Annotated in this window: 21 protein-coding genes; 17 read left to right on the top strand and 4 right to left on the bottom strand. The window is 72.7% G+C overall.

The features are described 5' to 3' along the window. Positions 1-39 precede the first annotated feature (39 nt). From FHS38_RS22885 to FHS38_RS22870, 5 genes are all read left to right on the top strand, one after another. Positions 40-738, top strand: a complete 699-nt coding sequence (locus tag FHS38_RS22885) for an LmeA family phospholipid-binding protein (RefSeq protein WP_184736281.1) — start codon at positions 40-42, stop codon at positions 736-738. A gap of 227 nt (positions 739-965) precedes the next feature. Continuing rightward, the gene (locus FHS38_RS36395; protein WP_356454418.1) at positions 966-1,046 is read left to right on the top strand and encodes a putative leader peptide; all 81 of its coding nucleotides are present in this window, start codon (positions 966-968) and stop codon (positions 1,044-1,046) included. 147 nt (positions 1,047-1,193) lie between these two features. Further along, the gene (locus FHS38_RS22880) at positions 1,194-2,033 is read left to right on the top strand and encodes a sulfurtransferase (RefSeq protein WP_184736279.1); all 840 of its coding nucleotides are present in this window, start codon (positions 1,194-1,196) and stop codon (positions 2,031-2,033) included. A gap of 34 nt (positions 2,034-2,067) precedes the next feature. Then, the gene (locus tag FHS38_RS22875; RefSeq protein ID WP_184736277.1) at positions 2,068-2,355 is read left to right on the top strand and encodes a DUF1416 domain-containing protein; all 288 of its coding nucleotides are present in this window, start codon (positions 2,068-2,070) and stop codon (positions 2,353-2,355) included. A 100-nt stretch (positions 2,356-2,455) separates the two neighbouring features. After that, positions 2,456-2,707, top strand: coding sequence for a DUF3099 domain-containing protein (locus FHS38_RS22870; RefSeq protein ID WP_184736275.1), 252 nt, complete (start codon positions 2,456-2,458; stop codon positions 2,705-2,707). Positions 2,708-2,783: 76 nt separating this feature from the next. Here FHS38_RS22870 and FHS38_RS22865 read toward each other — a convergent pair whose 3' ends face one another. Further along, the gene (locus FHS38_RS22865) at positions 2,784-3,149 is read right to left on the bottom strand and encodes a DsrE family protein (protein WP_184736273.1); all 366 of its coding nucleotides are present in this window, start codon (positions 3,147-3,149) and stop codon (positions 2,784-2,786) included. A 262-nt stretch (positions 3,150-3,411) separates the two neighbouring features. On the opposite strand from FHS38_RS22865, the gene FHS38_RS22860 reads away from it, so the two are divergent. From FHS38_RS22860 to ygfZ, 6 genes are all read left to right on the top strand, one after another. Then, the gene (locus FHS38_RS22860; RefSeq protein WP_130879268.1) at positions 3,412-3,999 is read left to right on the top strand and encodes a heme-binding beta-barrel domain-containing protein; all 588 of its coding nucleotides are present in this window, start codon (positions 3,412-3,414) and stop codon (positions 3,997-3,999) included. 244 nt (positions 4,000-4,243) lie between these two features. Then, on the top strand, positions 4,244-5,338 hold the full coding sequence (locus FHS38_RS22855; RefSeq protein ID WP_184736636.1) for a FecCD family ABC transporter permease: 1,095 nt from the start codon (positions 4,244-4,246) through the stop codon (positions 5,336-5,338). A 2-nt stretch (positions 5,339-5,340) separates the two neighbouring features. Then, on the top strand, positions 5,341-6,114 hold the full coding sequence (locus tag FHS38_RS22850) for an ABC transporter ATP-binding protein (protein WP_184736271.1): 774 nt from the start codon (positions 5,341-5,343) through the stop codon (positions 6,112-6,114). 25 nt (positions 6,115-6,139) lie between these two features. After that, positions 6,140-7,180 (top strand): ABC transporter substrate-binding protein, encoded by a 1,041-nt coding sequence (locus FHS38_RS22845; RefSeq protein WP_184736269.1) that lies wholly within the window; start codon positions 6,140-6,142, stop codon positions 7,178-7,180. Positions 7,181-7,199: 19 nt separating this feature from the next. Continuing rightward, complete coding sequence (locus tag FHS38_RS22840) at positions 7,200-7,637, top strand: Fur family transcriptional regulator (protein WP_130879264.1); 438 nt, start codon at positions 7,200-7,202, stop codon at positions 7,635-7,637. A gap of 10 nt (positions 7,638-7,647) precedes the next feature. Then, positions 7,648-8,631: a CAF17-like 4Fe-4S cluster assembly/insertion protein YgfZ gene (gene ygfZ / locus FHS38_RS22835; RefSeq protein WP_184736268.1), complete on the top strand. Its 984-nt coding sequence runs from the start codon at positions 7,648-7,650 to the stop codon at positions 8,629-8,631. A gap of 526 nt (positions 8,632-9,157) precedes the next feature. On the opposite strand, the gene dtd is transcribed toward ygfZ, so the two are convergent. Continuing rightward, positions 9,158-9,583: a D-aminoacyl-tRNA deacylase gene (gene dtd, locus FHS38_RS22830; RefSeq protein ID WP_184736266.1), complete on the bottom strand. Its 426-nt coding sequence runs from the start codon at positions 9,581-9,583 to the stop codon at positions 9,158-9,160. A 146-nt stretch (positions 9,584-9,729) separates the two neighbouring features. Here dtd and FHS38_RS22825 point away from each other — a divergent pair, with 146 nt between their 5' ends. From FHS38_RS22825 to FHS38_RS22805, 5 genes are all read left to right on the top strand, one after another. Continuing rightward, a complete protein-coding gene (locus FHS38_RS22825) occupies positions 9,730-10,320 on the top strand; it encodes an RsiG family protein (protein WP_229822128.1) in 591 nt (196 codons plus the stop codon). Between the two features lie 46 nt (positions 10,321-10,366). Further along, complete coding sequence (locus FHS38_RS22820; protein ID WP_184736265.1) at positions 10,367-11,350, top strand: asparaginase; 984 nt, start codon at positions 10,367-10,369, stop codon at positions 11,348-11,350. 100 nt (positions 11,351-11,450) lie between these two features. After that, a complete protein-coding gene (locus tag FHS38_RS22815; RefSeq protein WP_184736263.1) occupies positions 11,451-12,692 on the top strand; it encodes a GNAT family N-acetyltransferase in 1,242 nt (413 codons plus the stop codon). A 182-nt stretch (positions 12,693-12,874) separates the two neighbouring features. Continuing rightward, the gene (locus FHS38_RS22810) at positions 12,875-13,468 is read left to right on the top strand and encodes an NADPH-dependent FMN reductase (protein WP_184736262.1); all 594 of its coding nucleotides are present in this window, start codon (positions 12,875-12,877) and stop codon (positions 13,466-13,468) included. A 106-nt stretch (positions 13,469-13,574) separates the two neighbouring features. Continuing rightward, positions 13,575-13,916 (top strand): winged helix-turn-helix transcriptional regulator, encoded by a 342-nt coding sequence (locus tag FHS38_RS22805; RefSeq protein WP_184736260.1) that lies wholly within the window; start codon positions 13,575-13,577, stop codon positions 13,914-13,916. 13 nt (positions 13,917-13,929) lie between these two features. Here the strand turns inward: FHS38_RS22805 and FHS38_RS22800 are convergent, their stop codons facing one another. After that, positions 13,930-14,694, bottom strand: coding sequence for an SDR family oxidoreductase (locus tag FHS38_RS22800; RefSeq protein ID WP_184736258.1), 765 nt, complete (start codon positions 14,692-14,694; stop codon positions 13,930-13,932). A gap of 127 nt (positions 14,695-14,821) precedes the next feature. Between FHS38_RS22800 and FHS38_RS22795 the strand changes: the two genes are divergently transcribed. Continuing rightward, positions 14,822-18,070, top strand: a complete 3,249-nt coding sequence (locus FHS38_RS22795; protein WP_184736256.1) for an AfsR/SARP family transcriptional regulator — start codon at positions 14,822-14,824, stop codon at positions 18,068-18,070. A 7-nt stretch (positions 18,071-18,077) separates the two neighbouring features. Here the strand turns inward: FHS38_RS22795 and FHS38_RS22790 are convergent, their stop codons facing one another. Beyond that, positions 18,078-19,031 carry an endonuclease/exonuclease/phosphatase family protein gene (locus tag FHS38_RS22790; protein ID WP_229822323.1) on the bottom strand — a complete coding sequence of 318 codons (954 nt, stop codon included), beginning with the start codon at positions 19,029-19,031 and terminating at the stop codon, positions 18,078-18,080. Positions 19,032-19,079 lie beyond the last annotated feature (48 nt).

The following is a 19,079-nucleotide window of genomic DNA, read 5'->3' as shown; positions in this document are numbered from 1 at the left end:
GACAGGGAGCCCGATCGAAAGCTGGGGGAACGACAGCAGATGCGTGCCATCCGAATACTCCTGATCGTCGCCGTGGTTCTGGGGGCCCTCTTCACGGCCGCCGACCGGGCGGCGGTCTGGTTCGCCGAGAACGAGGCCGCGGAGAAGATCCGCAGCAGCCAGAACCTCTCCGGCACCCCCGAGGTCTCCATCAAGGGCTTCCCGTTCCTCACCCAGGTCGCGGGCTCCAGCCTCGACGAGGTCGAGATCAAGCTGGACGGCGTCACCGCCAACGCGGGGGACCGCTCGATCCGCGTGACGAACTTCAAGGCGAAGCTGAACGACGTCGAGATCGACAGCAGCTTCTCCTCCGCCGTCGCACAGCGCGCGACCGGCACCGCGCACATCTCGTACGAGGACCTGACCAAGGCCGCCCAGGACCCCGGGGTGAGTGTCGGCCACGCCCAGGCGGGCAGTAACAAGGTCAAGGTCACCGGGAAGGTCTCGGTGTTCGGCCAGGTCGTGGAGCGCAGTGTGGTGTCCACGGTCACCGTGGTGGGCAAGGACACCATTCGGGTGCGCGCGGACCAGATCCCCGCCACTGGCTTCCCGGGGGCGGAGGAGATGATCCGTGCGAAGACCGACTTCGACCGGCAGCTCAGCGGCCTGCCCAAGGGCGTCAAGCTCGAGAAGGTCGTCGCGGACGCGGACGGCGTGGACATCACCTTCAGCGGCGAGAAGGTCAACCTCGCGGGCTGAGCGGGGAATCGGCGGGCGCGCGGGCCTCGGCGCCCGCCTTCCGCAACCCCTCGCGTCCACGCAGCGAGACACCCCCGTCCGCAGAGCAGAATCCCGGGCCACACAGGGGTCCCCGGGTCTCCCGGATGGCCGGATCGCCTCGATGCCGTCCCACTGTCCGGACGATCCTGTCTCATTATTCGACATACCGGTGACACGCCCGCCTGTCCGTCCCTACGATCGGACGCATGAAGCGACAGGCGGACCTCACGAAGCGGCGGGCAGTCGACCTGTGCCGCGTCGCCGCCATGCTCTGTCGCCGTGTCTGACGGGGACCGCTCCCCCGGTTTCCCTCCCGGCCGTCTCAAGGCCGCATCGAACTCCCCGCATCACACGCTGCGCAGCGCCGCGCACCCATGCCGCCGCGCACACCGCACAGCACGCGCACACCCGCAACTGCCCCGGAGGAGAACAGCATGAGCCGCCGCAGTGAGGTCCTGGTCGACGCCGACTGGGTCCAGGCCCGCATCGACGACCCCAAGACCGTCATCGTCGAGGTCGACGAGGACACGTCCGCGTACGACAAGAACCACATCACGAACGCCGTCCGGATCGACTGGAAGCAGGACCTCCAGGACCCGGTCCGCCGCGACTTCGTCGACCAGGACGGCTTCGAGAAGCTGCTGTCCGCCAAGGGCATCGCCAACGACGACACCGTCGTCCTCTACGGCGGCAACAACAACTGGTTCGCCGCGTACGCCTATTGGTACTTCAAGCTCTACGGCCACCAGGACGTCAAGCTCCTCGACGGCGGCCGCAAGAAGTGGGAGCTGGACTCCCGCGACCTGGTCGCCGAGGTGCCGCAGCGCGCCGCGACCACCTACCGGGCCAAGCCGCAGGACCTCTCGCTGCGCGCCTTCCGCGACGACGCCGTCAAGGCGATCGGCTCGCTGAACCTGGTCGACGTGCGCTCCCCCGACGAGTTCAGCGGCAAGCTGCTCGCCCCGGCGCACCTCCCGCAGGAGCAGTCGCAGCGCCCCGGCCACATCCCGAGCGCGCGCAACATCCCCTGGTCGAAGTCGGCCAACGACGACGGCACCTTCAAGTCCGACGACGAGCTCAAGGAGATCTACGAGAGCGCGGGCGTGGACCTGGCCAAGGACACCATCGCCTACTGCCGCATCGGCGAGCGCTCCGCGCACACGTGGTTCGTGCTGCACGAGCTGCTCGGCCAGCAGAACGTCAAGAACTACGACGGTTCCTGGACCGAGTACGGCTCGCTCGTCGGCGTGCCGATCGAGCTCGGCGCCAACTGACCCTCCCCGACTGACGCGAACCGAAGGAAGAGCCATGTGTGGAGCAAAGGCAGGCGGCCCCGACGCCTCGAGCGCCAAGCCCGGTGAGACCACGATCCAGGGCTCGGTGACGCAGAACGGCCACCCGGTCACCGGCTACGTGCGCCTCCTGGACAGCACCGGCGAGTTCACCGCCGAGGTGCCCACGTCCGCGACCGGACAGTTCCGCTTCTACGCGGCCGAGGGCACCTGGACCGTACGGGCCCTCGTGCCCGGCGCGACCGCCGACCGCACGGTCGTGGCGCAGAAGGGCGGCCTGGCAGAGGTCGCCATCGCCGTCTGACGGCGGACACATACGGCCGGAGGGCCGCACCCAGGGGTTGGACGCCTTGATGGGGGTGCGGCCCTTCGCGCTGCGCTGGGGCCGGTCGTACCGTGGAGCTATGTACGCGCGGAGACGCCATGTGTACTTCGCCATGATGGGCACGTGCATCGGCCTGTTCGTCCTGGCGTGGTCCGTGGTGCGGCTGTGGTCCGTCCCCGTCGCCGTGGGCATGTGCGTCGTGGCGATGCTGATCCCGCCGGTCGCGGCCATCACGGCCAACCGCCGAGGCCCGGACGACCGCTGGTGGGACGATCCGTCCGGCGACCCGAAATCGGACGAGTGGTGGGACGAACTGGACGGCAAACGCTGATCCAAGCCCGTCCGGCGATTGAGGACCGGGTCCGGGCGGAGCCCGGTTCGGGAAGGGGCGGGTAGAGGAGAAGGACTCAGTACACGAGCGCCTGCACGCCGTCCCCCATCGCCTCCGCCACGAACACCTGCGCACCCGCGATCCGCGCGCCCTCGATCAGATCCTTCTCCTCGATGTCGCGCCGCGCCGCGCACTGCGTGCAGACCGTGATCGTCCCGCCGCCCGCCTTGATGCCGTCGATCAGATCCGGCAGCGGCGCCGCGTGCGGCAGCTCGAACTCCGCCGCCCGGCCCGGCAGCGCGAACCACGACGACTCACCGGTCAGCCACAACGACACCTCGACGCCGCTGGCGACGGCGACGGCCGCCACCGTGAACGCCTGCGAGCACCGCTCGGGCGCGTCCGCGCCCGCCGTCACCTTGATCACGAGCTTCTTCGCCATGCGGCACACCCTATGCGCGGGGCGGCCGACCTCACAGCGCCTCCCGCGAGGCGTCCGACTAGACTCGAAGCGGTCCGTACACCCTCACTCCGACCGAGGAGCGCGCTCGTGCTTGAGGCAGTCTTCACCACCCTGCTGGTCCTGGTCGCCGTCGGCGTCCTCGCATTCACCGGGCTGACCTGGAAGAAGCTTTACCAGGGCCAGCGCTGACCGCAGGTCCCCCGCGCCTCCTCCCTCGTTCTCCTACAGATCGCCTGAGCCCATGATCGAGATTCCGTCCGACCTTCACCCGAGCCTCGTGCCCCTCGTCTTCCTCCTCGGCAAGTGGGAAGGTGCCGGCGTCGCCGACTTCCCCGGTGCCGAGAAGTGCAACTTCGGGCAGGAAGTCACCTTCACCCACGACGGCCGTGACTTCCTCGAGTACACCTCGCACAGCTGGGTGCTCGACGAGGAGGGCAAGATGGTCCGCCCCCTGGAGACCGAGAGCGGCTACTGGCGGATCGACAAGGACCGCAAGCTCGAGGTCGTCATGATCCGCGACCAGGGCGTCGCCGAGGTCTGGTACGGCGAGCTGGCCGACAAGAAGCCGCAGATCGACCTGGCCACGGACGCCGTCGCCCGGACCGCGGCCTCCGGCCCGTACACCGGCGGCAAGCGCCTCTACGGCTACGTCAAGAGCGACCTGATGTGGGTCGGCGAGAAGGCCACCCCCGAGGTGCCGCTGCGCCCCTACATGTCGGCGCACCTGAAGAAGGTCGCCGACCTGGCGGAGTGGGCGAAGAACCTGCCCGACGACATGCCGGACGGCGTCGCGTTCTTCAACCAGGACGGCACGCCCTACACCGGCTGAGCACGACCCACGAGAGCATCGCTCTCACCACGCCCCGCGGGGGAAGTCCGGTCGAAGTCCGGCGCTGACCCGCAACGGTAGGCGGGAGAACCTGCACGGTTCTCCCGCGAGCCCGATCACCCGCGGCGGCGTCAGCTCCTGACCAACTCGCCGTGGACTGCGAGGGGACGCCCCTGCGGATCGCGCTCGGGGCCGCTCCTTGGGACGCAGGGACGCGGCCCGAGCCGAAGGCGTACCCGTGGGGATCCCCTCCCAGGTCACCGCTCCCAGCACGACGGGCCCACCCGGCAGGCCACAGGCTCGGCGCAGGCTGCCGCTGCCGCCCCTGCTGGCCGGGCTCGGCGTCGCCCTGATCGGCTCGCTGCTGGCCTGCGTCGGCCTCGGCTCCTCCGGGGTGACCTGGTCGAAGACGCTGCGCTATCTGTGGGCGGGGCTGAGCGGCGGGGCCATCGCGCCCGACGAGGTCTCCGCCTACACCATCATCTGGGAGCTGCGCTTCCCGCGCGCCCTGCTCGCCGCCGTCGTCGGCGCCGGGCTCTCCGCGATCGGCGTCGCCGTCCAGGCCATGGTCCGCAACGCCCTCGCCGACCCCTTCGTCCTCGGGATCTCCTCCGGTGCCGCCGTCGGGGCGAACGCCGTGCTGCTCTTCGGGGCGCTGGGCTCGCTCGGCGTGTGGGCGCTGTCCGGGGCGGCCTTCGTCTCCGCGCTCGCGGCCATGCTGCTCGTCTACGCGGCGGCCCGCACGCCCCACGGGCTGACCCCGCTCCGGCTGGTGCTCACCGGCACCGCCATGTACTACGGCTTCTCGGCCGTCACCACCTTGATGGTCTTCAGCGCCGACCGCGGCGAGTCCGCCCGCTCGGCCATGATGTGGCTGCTCGGCAGCCTGGGCGGGGCCACCTGGGCTTCCGTGCCCATCGCGGCGGCCGTCGTGGCGGGCGGGCTCGGCTATCTGCTCTGGTCGGCACGGAACCTGAACGCCCTGGCCATGGGCGACGAGACCGCGGCCGCGCTCGGTGTGGACCCCGAGCGGATGCGCAGACGGCTCTTCGTCGTCGCGGCGGCCGTCACGGGCGCCGTCGTCGCCGTCAGCGGTGCGATCGGCTTCGTCGGCCTGATGGTCCCGCACGTCACCCGCATGCTCGTGGGTGCCGACCACCGCCGGGTGCTGGCCGTCGCGCCGCTGCTGGGCGCGGTGCTGCTGTTGTGGGTCGACATCGTCTCCCGGCTGCTGCTGGCGCCCGTGGAACTGCCGGTCGGCGCCATCACGGCGGTCATCGGCGTGCCCTGCTTCGTGCTGCTCATGCGGCGCCGCGGCTACACCTTCGGAGGGTCTTGAGCATGCGGGTCGACATCGAGGACCTGTCGGTCGAGATCGCGGGCGCCCGGCTCGTCACGGACATCGCGCTCCGGGCCGACAGCGGACAGTTCGTCGGGCTGGTCGGGCCCAACGGCAGCGGCAAGTCCACCCTGCTGCGCTGCGTCTACCGCGCCCTGCGGCCGACCGCGGGCAGCGTCCGCCTCGACGGCGACGAGCTGCACGCGCTGAGCGCCCGGGAGGGCGCCCGCAGGCTGGCGGCGCTGCCGCAGGAGTCGGCGAGCGAGTTCGACTTCACCGTCGGCGAGATCGTCGCCATGGGGCGGCTGCCGCACCAGAGCGCCGCCGGGCGCGTCACGGCGGCCGACACCGAGGTCTGCGCGGCGGCCCTGGAGCGGGTCGGCGCGGCCCACCTCGCCGAGCGGGGCTTCCTGACCCTCTCGGGCGGCGAGAAGCAGCGGGTGCTGATCGCACGGGCCCTGGCGCAGCAGCCGAAGGTGCTGGTCCTGGACGAGCCGACGAACCACCTGGACATCGCGCAGCAGCTGGAGGTCCTGGCGCTGGTGCGCGGCTCCGGGCTGACGGTGCTGGCCGCGCTGCACGACCTCAATCTGGCCGCCACCCACTGCGACGCGCTGTACGTCATCGCCGACGGCCGCATCGTCGCCTCCGGGCCGCCGCACGACGTGCTGACCGCCGAGCTGCTCGCCGACGTCTTCGGCGTACGGGCGCACCGCGTGCCCCACCCCGAGTCCGGCGCCCCGCAACTGCTCTTCGACCGCCTTCCCACCCGTTAAGGCTTCCACCCGTTAAGGACGTGCCATGGCCACCGCCGCCGCCCGTACCGCCCGTACCCTCACCGCCCTTGTCGCCGCCGTCGCCCTCGCGGGCTGCGGCGCGAAGGTCGACGACTCCGCGGACGGGAAGAAGACCGATGCCAAGGGGGCCGGGGCGCATTACCCCGTGACCATCGAGAACTGCGGAGTGAAGACGACGTACGACAAGGCCCCGCAGCGGGTGGTGACCAACGACGTCGGCATCGCGGAGATCATGTTCGCGCTCGGCCTGGAGGACCACATGGCGGGCTATGTGGCGCCGGACTACAAGGGTGATCGCGAGGCCGTGGCGTGGAAGGACGGCTACAAGAAGGTGAAGTGGCTGTCCAAGAAGGAGATCACCAAGGAGATCGTCCTCGACGCCAAGGCCGATCTGGTCTTCGCGGGCTGGAACTACGGCTTCGGCGAGGGCAACGGCTTCACCCCGGCGTCCCTGAAGAAGCTCGGCATCGGCAGCTACGTCCTCACCGAGTCCTGCCGCAACGGCGGCAACGCCAAGTCCCGCGGGGTGATGCCGCCGCTGGAGGCGCTGTACACGGACCTGGAGACGCTGGGGAAGGTCTTCGACGTCGAGGACCGGGCGGCGAAGCTCGTCGCCGGGTTCAAGAAGCAGGTCGCCGACGCCCAGGCGCAGCTCCCGAAGGACGGCGAGCGGCCCAGCGTCTTCCTCTACGACGACGGCCGGGACAAGCCGCTGACCTCCGGCGTGTACGCCGGGCCGCACGACATCATCACCAAGGCCGGCGGCGACCACGTGATGAAGGACCTCAAGGACTCCTGGGTGTCGGTCAGCTGGGAGACGGTCGTGGAGCGGAACCCGGACGTCATCGTGATCAACAACTACGGCGACGTCACGGCGGAGCAGAAGAAGGAGTTCCTGAAGTCCTACGCCCCGCTCGCCAACGTCTCGGCCGTCAAGAACGACCGCATTTTCGTCCTCGACTACGTCGACCTCGTCGAGAGCCCCCGCAACCCCGCGGCCATCGCCGCGCTGTCTCACTACCTGAAGGGGGTCCGCAAGGGCTGAGCCTGCCTAGACTGGGGGCGTGGTGGACACCGACTGGCAGAGCGATCTCCGTAAGCGCGGCTACCGGCTGACTCCGCAGCGCCAGCTCGTGCTGGAGGCGGTGGACCGGCTGGAGCACGCGACGCCGGACGACATCCTCACCGAGGTCCGCAAGACCGCGGGCGGGGTCAACATCTCCACGGTCTACCGGACGCTGGAGCTGCTGGAGGAGCTGGGCCTGGTCAGCCACGCCCACCTCGGCCACGGCGCGCCCACGTACCACCTGGCCGACCGGCACCACCACATACACCTCGTCTGCCGGGACTGCACGGACGTGATCGAAGCCGATCTGTCGGTGGCGGAGCCCTTCACGGCGACGCTGCGCGAGACCTTCGGCTTCGAGACGGACATGAAGCACTTCGCGATCTTCGGGCAGTGCGCCAAGTGCTCCGCGAAAGCGCCGTCCGCCGGGTCGTAGGCTTGTCCGCATGCTGCGTCATACGAAAGCCAGCCCCTTGCTGTCGCTGCCCGGTGCCGTCCCCGCCGAGGGGCCGGACGAGGGCGTGGCCGCGCACTACGGCGACCTGTTCCGCGAGCAGCGCGCGCTCGCCGGCGGGTCCGGTTTCGTGGACCTCTCGCACCGCGGGGTGGTCACCGTCACCGGCGCCGACCGGCTGAGCTGGCTGCACCTGCTGATCACCCAGCATGTGAGCGCCCTCCCGGCCGGGCAGGCCACGGAGGCGCTGGTCCTCTCCGCGAACGGCCACATCGAGCACGCGCTGTATCTGGTGGACGACGGGGAGACGACCTGGGCCCATGTGGAGCCCGGCACCCAGGACGACCTGATCGCCTACCTGGAGAGCATGAAGTTCTTCTACCGGGTCGAGGTCGCCGACCGTACGGACGACTTCGCCGTGGTCCACCTCCCGGCGGGCTCGATCGCCGAGGCGCCCGAGGGCGTCGTGGTGCGCGAGACGCCGCACGGCCGGGACCTGTTCCTGCCGCGCGCGGAGCTGGAGGCCTTCGCGGCCGCGCACGGCCCGGCGGCGGGCTCCCTCGCCCACGAGGCGCTGCGCGTCGAGGCGCACCGCCCGCGGCTGGGCCTGGAGACCGACCACCGCACCATCCCGCACGAGCTGGGCTGGCTCGGCACGGCGGTCCATCTGCAGAAGGGCTGCTACCGCGGCCAGGAGACCGTCGCCCGCGTCCACAACCTGGGGAAGCCGCCGCGGCGGCTGGTCTTCCTGCACCTGGACGGCAGTGACGTGAAACTGCCGGGCCACGGTGCGCCGGTCCGCCTCGCGGCGGACGGCGCGGAGGGCCGCCAGCTGGGCTTCGTCACCACCTCGGCCCGCCACCACGAGCTGGGCCCGATCGCCCTGGCCCTGGTGAAGCGGAACGTCCCCGTGGACGCGGCGCTCGTGGTCGGCGAGGGGACGGCGGCGTCGCAGGAGGTCGTGGTCGAGCCGTAGCGCTGGCCGCTGGGCTCGCCGGAATACGGCCTCGGCCCGGGCGGGCCGTCCGGCCTGCGGCCTGGGTCACCTCGGTTCGGCGGTTCGGCACCGCCGTCGGCCTCCGGCCGGGGGTGATGTCGGCTCGGCACCGTTGGCCTCCGGCCGGGGGGATGTCGGCTCGGCACCGTTGGCCTCCGGCCGGGGTGATGTCGGCTCGGCACCGCCGGGATGCGCCGTCGGGGCGCGGCGCCGTCGCGGCGGATCGGAGGGGCCGGCGGCCCCTCCGACCCTGTCCGGCGCGCTGCCACAGACATCCCGCCGCGGCAGCGGTTCGGCACCGCCGTCGGCCTCCGGCCGGGGGGATGTCGGCTCGGCACCGCCGGGGTGCGCCGTCGGGGCGTGGCACCGTCGCGGCGGATCGGAGGGGCCGGCGGCCCCCCCGACCCTGTCCGGCGCGCTGCCACAGACATCCCGCCGCGGCAGCGGTTCGGCACCGCCGGGACGCGCCGTCGGGGCGCGGCGCCGTCGCGGCGGATTGGAGGGGCTATACCTCCAGCAGGACCGTGAACGGGCCGTTGTTCGTCAGGGAGACCTTCATGTCCGCGCCGAAGCGGCCCGTTGCCACCTCGGCGCCCAGGGCGCGGAGCTGCGTGACCACCTCGTCGACCAAGGGTTCCGCCACCGGACCCGGTGCCGCCGCGTTCCACGTGGGGCGGCGGCCCTTGCGGGCGTCACCGTAGAGAGTGAACTGGGAGATCACCAGCAGCGGTGCGCCCACGTCCGAGCAGGACTTCTCCTCGTCCAGGATCCGCAGTGACCACAGCTTGCGTGCCAGCTGCGCGGCCTTCGCCTCAGTGTCCTCGTGCGTCACTCCGACAAGCACACACAACCCCTCGCCGAGGATCTCGCCGACCACCGCACCGTCTACGACGACGCTCGCGCCGTCCACTCTCTGCACCACTGCACGCATACGGACCATGATGCCCTGCGTCCATCCAGGGCTGTTCGGGTGCAGAGGCCCTGCGGGCGGGGCGGACACAGTGGCACGATGCGTACAGGCGGTGCGCATGCGGACAACGTGATGTGACCGCACACCGCCCGAGGGGACGGATACGCATGCCCACACCCACCGAGGACGGCCCCATGCTCAAGGCAGTGGACAGTCTGAACCCCCGCCCGCCGAGCCAGCGTTCAGGCAGGCTCGCGGACGTCCCCGTGCGGCAGCTGGGCGATCTGCGGCTCGCGGAGCTGCGCGCGGTGCGCCGGGACGCCCAGCGCGACGAGGCGGACCTCAGCTATGTGCGGCGACTGCTCCAGGGCCGCATCGACATCCTGCGGGCCGAGCTGGCGCGCCGCGCGGCCCCCGGCTCGCCCCTCATGGAGCGGCTCGTCGTCGACCGGCTGTCGGAGATCCTCGCGGACGTGCCGTCCGCCCACCGCTCCTCCGCCCGCCATGTGACGCTCGGAACACCGCACAGCGAGGAGTTCCGGCGGCTGGCCGAGGACATGCTCTCCGAGGTGGAGCTGTCCGACCTGGCCGCCCGGACGGACCACGAGCTGCACGAGGGGATGGCCCGCCTCGTGGCGTACGAGCGGCAGGTCTCCGGCCGTCGCCAGCAGCTCCAGCGCACGACCGACGATTGCAGTGCCGAGATCGCCCGAAGGTACCGTGAAGGGGAAGCACAAGTAGACGACCTCCTCTCGTGACACCTCCGGGGGGCGGTCCGCACCACCTCCCCCCGGAAAGTCGACGATGACCTCCTCGCTCCTCGCGCCCTCCCCCGCCGTCCTCCACGGCATACCCCCGGTCCTCGCCGAGGTCGTACGTTCCGGCTTCGTCGAGGGACACCACCGCGGCTCGCTGGTGCTGCTGGCCGCCGACGGAAGCGTCGAGCTGGCGCTCGGCGACCCGGCGGCCCCGGTCTACCCGCGTTCGGCCAACAAGCCCATGCAGGCCGCCGCCATGCTGCGGGCCGGGCTGGAGCTGTCCGGCGAGCGGCTCGCCCTGGCGGCGGCCAGCCACTCCGGTGAGGGCTTCCACCTGGAGCTGGTGCGCACGATGCTCACCGAGTTCGGCCTCCGGGAGAGCGATCTGCAGACCCCGCCCGACCTGCCGCTGGACCCGGTCGAGGCGGAGTCCTACCTGGCCGCGGGCCAGGTCCGCGACCGCGTCACGATGAACTGCTCCGGCAAGCACGCGGCCATGATCGCCACCAGCGCCGCCAACGGCTGGCCACTGGACTCCTACCTCGACCCCGCGCACCCGCTCCAGCGCCTGGTCCTGGAGGTCGTGCAGGAGGCGAGCGGCGAGCCCGTCGCCCACGTCGGTACGGACGGCTGCGGCGCCCCGCTGATGGCCCTGACCCTCACCGGCCTGGCCCGGGCCTACCGCACCTTCGTCACGGCCGCCCCGGGCACCCCCGAGCGCCGGGTGGCGGACGCGATGCGCGCCCACCCGGAGTACGTGGCCGGCACCCGCCGCCCCGACACCTGGCTGATGCGCGAGGTACCCGGCGTGCTGTCGAAGATGGGTGCAGAGTCGGTCCAGGCCGTGGCCTTCCCGGACGGCCGCGCCCTCGCCTTCAAGATCGACGACGGCGCCCCGCGCGCCATGGGCCCCGTCCTGGCCCGCGCCCTGGAGCTGCTCGGCGTCGACTCCCCCGTCGTGGCCCGCATCGGCGAGATGCCGCTGCTGGGCGGCGCGGAGCGGGTGGGCTCGATACGCGCGGCGTTCTGAGGGCCCTCCGACGAACGAGCGCGCCGGGGGACGGCGGGCGGCGGGGGCCGCACGGGAAATTTACGTGCGCCCCGCGCCACCGGTTGCCTAGCGTGACGGCATGAGCCTCGACGTCCGCGCGATCGACGAATCCGACCTCCCCGACTGGTGCCGCGCCATGCACACCGGCTTCCTCAGGCCCCCCGCGGTGACCAAGGAGGAGGTCGAGTTCCGGCGCGCGGGCATCGACGTCGAGCGCACCCAGGGCGCCTTCGACGACGGGCGCTGCGTCGCCACGTTCCGCAGCTTCCCGCAGCGGATCACCGTGCCCGGCGGCGCCGCGGTGACGGCGTCCGCGGTCTCCAACGTCACCGTCTCCCCGACGCACCGCCGGCGCGGGCTGCTCAGCCGCATGATGGACCGCGATCTGCGGGCCGCCAAGGAGCGCGGCGAGGCCGCCTCGACGCTGATCTCCGCCGAGTACCCGATCTACGGCCGGTACGGCTACGGCCCGGCCGTCTGGGTCACCGAGTGGGAGATCGACGTCCCCCGCGCCGGGCTCGACCGGCGTTACGCGGGCCCGGCGGACGGCGGGCGCGTCGACCTCGTCGACGGCGCCGACGTACGGGAGCTGGGCCCCGCCCTGCACGAGCGGCTGCGGGCCGCGCGGCACGGCGTCGTCGACCGCGACACGCAGTGGTGGCAGGCCCGTACGGGCGAGATGCCGCACCCCAACCACACCTGGACGGAACCCTTCTACGCCGTCCACCGCTCCGCCTCCGGCAGCGTCGACGGTCTCCTCGTCTACACCGCCGACGACGTGTGGGAGGCCAAGCTGTCGCAGACCACGGCCACCGTCCGCGACTGCTTCGCGGTCACCCCCGACGCCGAACGCGCCCTGTGGCACTTCCTGTTGTCGGTCGACTGGATCATCAAGGTCCGCACCGGTCTCCGCGCCCCCGACGACCTGCTGCCGCTCCTGCTGCCCGACCCCCGTGCGGCCCGGACCGTCACGCACGCCGACTTCCTGTGGCTGCGCCCCCTCGACGTACCGGCGCTGCTCCAGGCCCGTACGTACCCCGCCTCGGGCTCCCTCGTCCTCGACGTCGCCGACCCGGCCGGTCTCGCCGCCGGCCGCTACCTCCTGGAGGCCGGGCCGGACGGCGCCGCCTGCACCGCCACCACGCGCCCGGCCGATCTCTCGCTGCCCGTCGGCGAATTGGGCACCCTGTACCTCGGCGACGAGTCCGCCACCCGGCTCGCCGCCCTGGGCCGGGTCACCGAGGAACGCCCCGGCGCGCTCGCCCTCGCGGACACGCTGCTGCGCACGGCGCGGCGGCCGTGGTGCCCGGACATCTTCTGATCCGGCTCCCCGAACCCCTCTCCAGCCCGAAGCGCCCCGGGAAATACCGGACTTCCCGGGGCACTTGCCCTGAGTGCATCAATGATCCTTGACCTCAACCATGCTTGAGGTTGGAAGCTTCTTCTCGGCGGCCCCACCGGCCGCCCTACGATCCCGAGTTTTCCGTTGCCAGGGGGGACCCCATGTCCGACAGCCCGTACCGCCTCGCCGTCGTCGTCGCCTCCACCCGCGAGGGCCGCTTCGGCCCCACGGTGGCCGGCTGGTTCGCCGAGCAGACCGCCCAGCGCACCGACATCGACGTGGACGTCATAGACCTCGCCGACCACCCGCTGCCGGTGAACCTCTCCAGCGACCCCGGCCCGGAGGCCGCCGCCCTCCTCGCCAAGGTGTCCCCGCGGCTCGCCGAGGCCGACGCCTTCGTCGTCATCACCCCCGAGTACAACCACAGCTACCCGGCCTCGGTGAAGAACCTCATCGACTGGCACTACACCCAGTGGCAGGCCAAGCCGGTCGGCTTCATCTCCTACGGCGGCCTCTCCGGCGGTCTGCGCGCCGTCGAGCACCTGCGCCCGGTCTTCGCCGAGCTGCACGCGGTGACCATCCGCGAGACGATCAGCTTCCACAGCCCGTGGGGCAAGTTCGACGAGAACGGCCGCCACCTGGACGAGGAGGCCGGCACGGCCGCCGCCGGTGCCGCGAAGGTCATGCTCGACCAGCTCACCTGGTGGGCCCTGGCCCTGCGCGAGGCCCGCGCCACCCGCCCGTACGGCAACTGAACCCCGCGGTGCGCCCCTTCGCAACGCTCTCCGCGCGGGTACGGGGGTCCCGCGCGGAGCACGGCGATAGGGTGCGACTCCGGGGCGGTCGGAGGGGGAACGGGCCATGGGCAAGCAGTCGTACCAGTGCGGTGTCGACGCCGCCGTCGATGTCATCGACGGCAAGTGGAAGGTCCTGATCCTGTGGGCCCTCGACGAGGGTCCGCGCCGCTTCGGCGAAACGCGGCGGCTGCTGCCGGGCATCAGCGAGAAGGTGCTGGCCCAGCAGCTCCGCGAGCTGGAGACCGACGGCATCGTGCACCGCGAGGTCTACGACGTGGTCCCGCCCAAGGTGGAGTACTCCCTCACCGCACTGGGCCGCGACCTCTACGCGGCGCTCGCCCCCCTCAACGCCTGGGGGCACCGGCGCATCGCCCTCCTGGAGGAGCAGGCGGAGACGGCGGCCTAGGGCGCGTCGCCGATCAGTCCTGCGGGACGGCGACGTGCTGGCCGAGACCGCCGTCGACGTGCAGCTTCTCGCCCGTGGTGAACGTCGCGTCCACGGCCAGGAACAGCGCGGCGCGCGCCACCTCGTCGGCCGAGCCGTGCCGACGCATCGGCGTGACGGCGTCACCGATCTGCTGCATGGCCTCGAACTCCTCGGGGCTCAGGCCCTGCACGCCCCCACTGGGGGTGTCGATGAAGCCGGGAGACACCGCGTTGACGCGGATGCCCTGCCCCACCAGCTCCGACGCGAGCACCTGGGCGAAGGACCACAGGGCCGACTTCGTACCGGAGTAGACGGCCATACCGGGGTAGCCCATGATGTCGGCGACCGAGGTGGTGAAGACGATCGAGCCGCCCTCCGCGATCAGCGGCAGCAGTCGCTGCACGGTGAAGAACGCACCCTTGGTGTTCACCGCGAACTGCTTGTCGTAGCTCTCCTCGGTGACCTGCGCGACCGGGGCCAGCTCCGATATGCCCGCGTTGACGAAGAGGTGGTCGATCCGGCCGAGCTTCTCCCGCACCGTGTCGCCGAGCGCCGCGATGGCGGCCATGTCGGCCACATCGGAGGAGACCACATGGGCCGACGAGCCGAGCTCGGTCCGCGCGTCCTGGAGGTTCTGGGGGTTGCGGCCGGTCAGCAGGACCTCCGCGCCGCCCTCGACGAGCCGCTTGCCGATGGCCAGCCCCATGCCCATCGTCCCGCCGATGACGACGGCCTTCTTACCCGCGTACGTGGTCATGTCCCGCTGCTCCCTTGGCTGTTCCGGCGGCCTCTGCGCACCGCCGGGTTCGTGGTGCCCACTGTGCCGAGGGGCGCTGTGGGTTTCCTGACGGTCCGCTGTCGGTGGGCCGGGTTACGGTTTCGGCATGGGGTTCGGGGGACGGTTCGGGGTGCTGGGCCCGCTGGTGGTCCGGGACGGCGCGGGGGACGCGGTCAGGGTGCCGGAGGCGAAGGTCCGGGCGCTGCTGGCCGACCTCCTGGTGCACGAGGGGCGGCCGGTCTCCGCGGACCGGCTGATCGACGATCTGTGGGGCGAGGACCTCCCCGCCCACCCCGCCAACGCCCTGCAGAACAAGGTCTCCCAGCTGCGCCGGGTCCTGGGCCGTGAGGGCGTGGTGCGCCAACCGCCCGGATACCGGCTGCGGATCGACGACGGCGACGTGGACGCGGACCGCTTCAGGGCACTGGTGACACGGGCCCGCGCCACCGGCGACCCGCGGGCGCGGGCGGCCCTGCTGACCGAGGCGCTCGGGCTGTGGCGCGGCCCCGCCTACGCCGACTTCGCCGACGAGGAGTTCGCCCGCACGGCGGCGCTGCGCCTGGAGGAGCAGCGGCTGACCGTCCTGGAGGAGCGGGCCGAGGCGCGGCTCGCGGCGGGCGAGCACGGCACGCTCGTCGGGGAGCTCACCGAGCTCGTGGCCCGCCACCCGCTGCGCGAGCGGCTGCGCGCCGCCCAGCTGCGCGCGCTGTACCGCGCGGGGCGGCAGAGCGAGGCCCTCGCCTCGTACGACGAGCTGCGCGTCCGGCTGGCCGAGGAGCTGGGCCTGGATCCGGGCCCCGAGCTGGCCGCGGTCCACCGGACGATCCTCACCCAGGCCCCGGAGCCGGCCGCCGCACCGGCCCCCGCCGCCCGCCCGGGCACGCGTCTGCCCACCCCGCTCACCCCCTTGGTCGGCCGGGAGCGGGCGGTGGCCGAGGCGGGCGCACTGCTCACGGCGGGGCGCCTGGTGACCCTCACCGGCCCCGGCGGGGTCGGCAAGACCCGTCTCGCGATCGAGACCGCCGCCCGGCACGCCGACGCCTTCCCCGACGGGGTCCGGCTCGTCGAACTCGCCGGGCAGCGCGGTTCCCTCGCCGACCTCACCGAAGTGATCGCCACCGCGCTGGGCCTCCGCGACGACGGGGCCATGGGCCTGCCGGTGCCCGCCGCCGCGCCCGCCGACCGGCTGGCGGCGGCCCTCCGCGACCGCCACGCCCTGCTCGTCCTGGACAACTGCGAGCACGTCGTCGAGCACGTCGCGCACCTCACGGACCTGCTGCTGCGCACCGCGCCCGGCCTGCGCGTCCTCGCCACCAGCCAGGAGCCGCTGGGGCTCGCGGGCGAGACCGTGCGGGCGGTGGAACCGCTGCCCGCCGCCGAAGCGGTGCGCCTCTTCGCGGCCCGCGCGGCGGCCGCCGCCCCCGGCTTCGTCCTCGACGCCACGACCACCGAGGCCGTCGAGGAGATCTGCCGGCGGCTCGACGGCCTCCCCCTCGCCCTGGAACTCGCGGCCACGCGCGTGCGCGCGCTGGGCGTACGCGAACTGGCCCACCGTCTCGACGACCGCTTCCGCGTCCTGACGGGCACCCACCGCGGCGCCCCGCCACGCCAGCAGACCCTCCGCGCGGTGATCGACTGGAGCTGGGAGCTGCTCACGGCCCCCGAGCGCATCGTGCTGCGCCGCCTCGCCGCCCACACCGACGGCTGCACGCTCCAGGCCGCGGAAGCGGTCTGCGCGGGCGACGGCGTCCAGGCCGAGGAGGTCCTCGGCCTGCTGGCCCGCCTGGTCGACCGCTCCCTGGTCGTCATGACGGACGGCCCGCGGGGCCCGCGCTACCGCCTCCTCGAATCGGTCGCCGCGTACGGCACGGAACGCCTGCGGGAGATGGCGGACCTCGAGCCCGTACGCGCCCGCCACCTGCACCACTACACCGAACTGGCCGAGCGCGCCGCGCCCCGCCTCCGCGGCCCCGAGCAGGGTCACTGGCTCGCCGTCCTCGACGCCGAGACCGCGAACCTGCGCACGGCCCTCGACACCGCGGTCCGGCAGGGCCCGGCGGAAACGGCGCTACGGCTGACCGCCGCCCTGTCGTGGTACTGGCTGCTGCGGGGCCGGCTGGGTGAGGCGCGCCGGTCGCTGGAAAGCGCGTTGGGGATGCCGGCCGAGTCCCTCCCCCTACGGGCCGAAGTCCGTTCCCTGTGGGGCAGCTTCGCATTGCTGTCGGGCACCCGGACGCCACTCTCCCCGGCGGAGGAGACGGCGGAGGCCGGGCCCTGGCCGCAGGCCCGGTGGTTCCGCTCGTACGCCCTGTTCAACGCGGGCGATCTGGCGGGCGCCGAGGCGCTCGTCGAGCTCGCCCTGGCCGGGTTCCACGAGCGGGGCGACCGGTGGGGCGTCGCGGCGGCGCTCGGCCGACGGGCGGTGCACGCCCTGATCCGCGACGACATGGCGGCGCTGCGGCACGACGGCGAACGCAGCGCGGAGCTGTTCCGGGAACTGGGCGACCGCTGGGGCCGGTTGCAGAGCGTCGTCCCACTGGCCGCGCTCGCCGAGATCGGCGGCGACTACGAGCGGGCCGGAGGCATCCTGCGGGACGGGCTGCGCATGGCCGAGGAGCTCGGCCTGCGGGCCGAGGTCTCCGCACGGCTGTCGGGCCTCGGCCGGCTCGCACTGCTGGCCGGGGACCGGGACGGGGCGCGCGAGCTGCACGAGCGGGCCCGGCGGACCGCCGCCGAGCAGAGCTTCAAGTTCGGTGAGATACACGCCGAGATGGGCCTCGCCCTCGGGGCCCGCCGGGAGGGCGACCTCGCCACCGCCGAGACCCACCTCCGCCGGATCCGGGAGTGGTACGAGCAGGTGGCGCCGGAGCCCGCGGGCAACGCGCTGATCCTCGCCGAACTGGGCTTCGTCGCCGAACAACGCGGCGACGCGGAGGCCGCGCGGGCCCTGCACCTCCAGGGGCTGGCGGCCGCCCGCCTGATCGGCGGCCCCCGGGCCGTCGCCCTGGCCCTGGAGGGCCTTTCCGGGGTCGAGGCCCTGTCCGGGTCCCCCGGGCGGGCCGCCTTCCTCCTCGGCGCGGCGGCGGCCACCCGGGAGTCGGCGGGCGCGCCCCTGCCGCCCGCCGAGCGCGGCGACGTCGACCGGATCACGACGGCGGCGGAGGCCGCCATGGGAAAGGCGGCCTTCGAGGAGGCGTTCGAGCACGGCCGGACGACCGACCCCCAAGAGGCCGTACCCGCCTACGGCGGCGAGCGCCCTGCGGGCGCGTCCTCAAACGCCGGACGGGCTGGTTTCGGCCGGCCTCAGCCGCACCAAGCCCGTCCGGCGATCGAGGACACCGCCGCGCAGCGGTGATGCGCCATTAGCCGACAAGGCCCAGTTCCGCGACAACCGCCTTGTGATCAGAGCCCCGCAAAACGTGTTCGCTGACCGAGACCGCCGCCAGCCCGCGGCCGTGCAGGACGTGGTCCAGCTGAAGCAGGGCCGGCACACCCGAGGCATCGGCCGGCCAGGTCGGGGCCCAACCACGGCCGAGCTCCGCGTGGGAGTCGGTGAGCCCCGCGGACAGCAGCTTCCGCATGGGCGCGTGGTCGAGGGTCGCGTTGAAGTCCCCGAGGAACACCGTGTCCCGGCCCGAGTCCACCGCCTCGGCCCGCAGCTCCCGCATGTCCCGCGCCCAGCGCCGGGCGTCACCCAGCGGGTAGAGCGTGTGGACCGCCACCAGCCGCACCGTGCGCCCGCCGACCTTGACGGCGGCCGTCGTCTGCGGCCACACCGTGGCCCGGCCGCGCAGCAGACCCCCGCCCGTCAGCGGCAGCCGGGAGTAGAGCGAGGAATCCGACTCGGGGTGCAGCTCGCGGTGCGGCATCAGCTCGGCCATGCCCGCCTTGTCGAGCGCCGCGATCGCCTGCGGCGTCAGCTCCTCCATGGCCAGCACGTCCAGCCGCTCGGCGCGGGCGAACCGGACGAGCGCCTCGGGATCGACCGCGCCCACATGCGCGTTGCTCGTGGCCACCCGCAACCGCGGCGCGCCCGCCGACACGTCTTCCCTGTCGGGAACGAACCGTGGCACCGTCCAGACCAGCTCCGTCGCGACCAGAACGGCCGCCACCGCCGCACCCCACCACGAGCGCAGCGCCAACAACACGACCAGGACGACCACGGTGCCGGCCACGACGTACGGGAACCCCGCCATGGGCATCGCCAACCAGGTCCCGTCGTCCAGCGTCATGGCTCGCGCCGCGACGAGTACGGCTGCGCCGGCCAGGGATGTCGCGCAGGCGATCTGTATGGCTTTCTTCAACGGGGCGTTCATCCTCACGGCTGCCATTTTGCGGGTACCTCGCCGTTTCCCGCTGCGCGG

Source organism: Streptomyces netropsis (genome assembly GCF_014203545.1).
GTDB lineage: Bacteria > Actinomycetota > Actinomycetes > Streptomycetales > Streptomycetaceae > Streptomyces > Streptomyces netropsis.
This window is presented reverse-complemented; position numbering and strand designations above follow the sequence as displayed.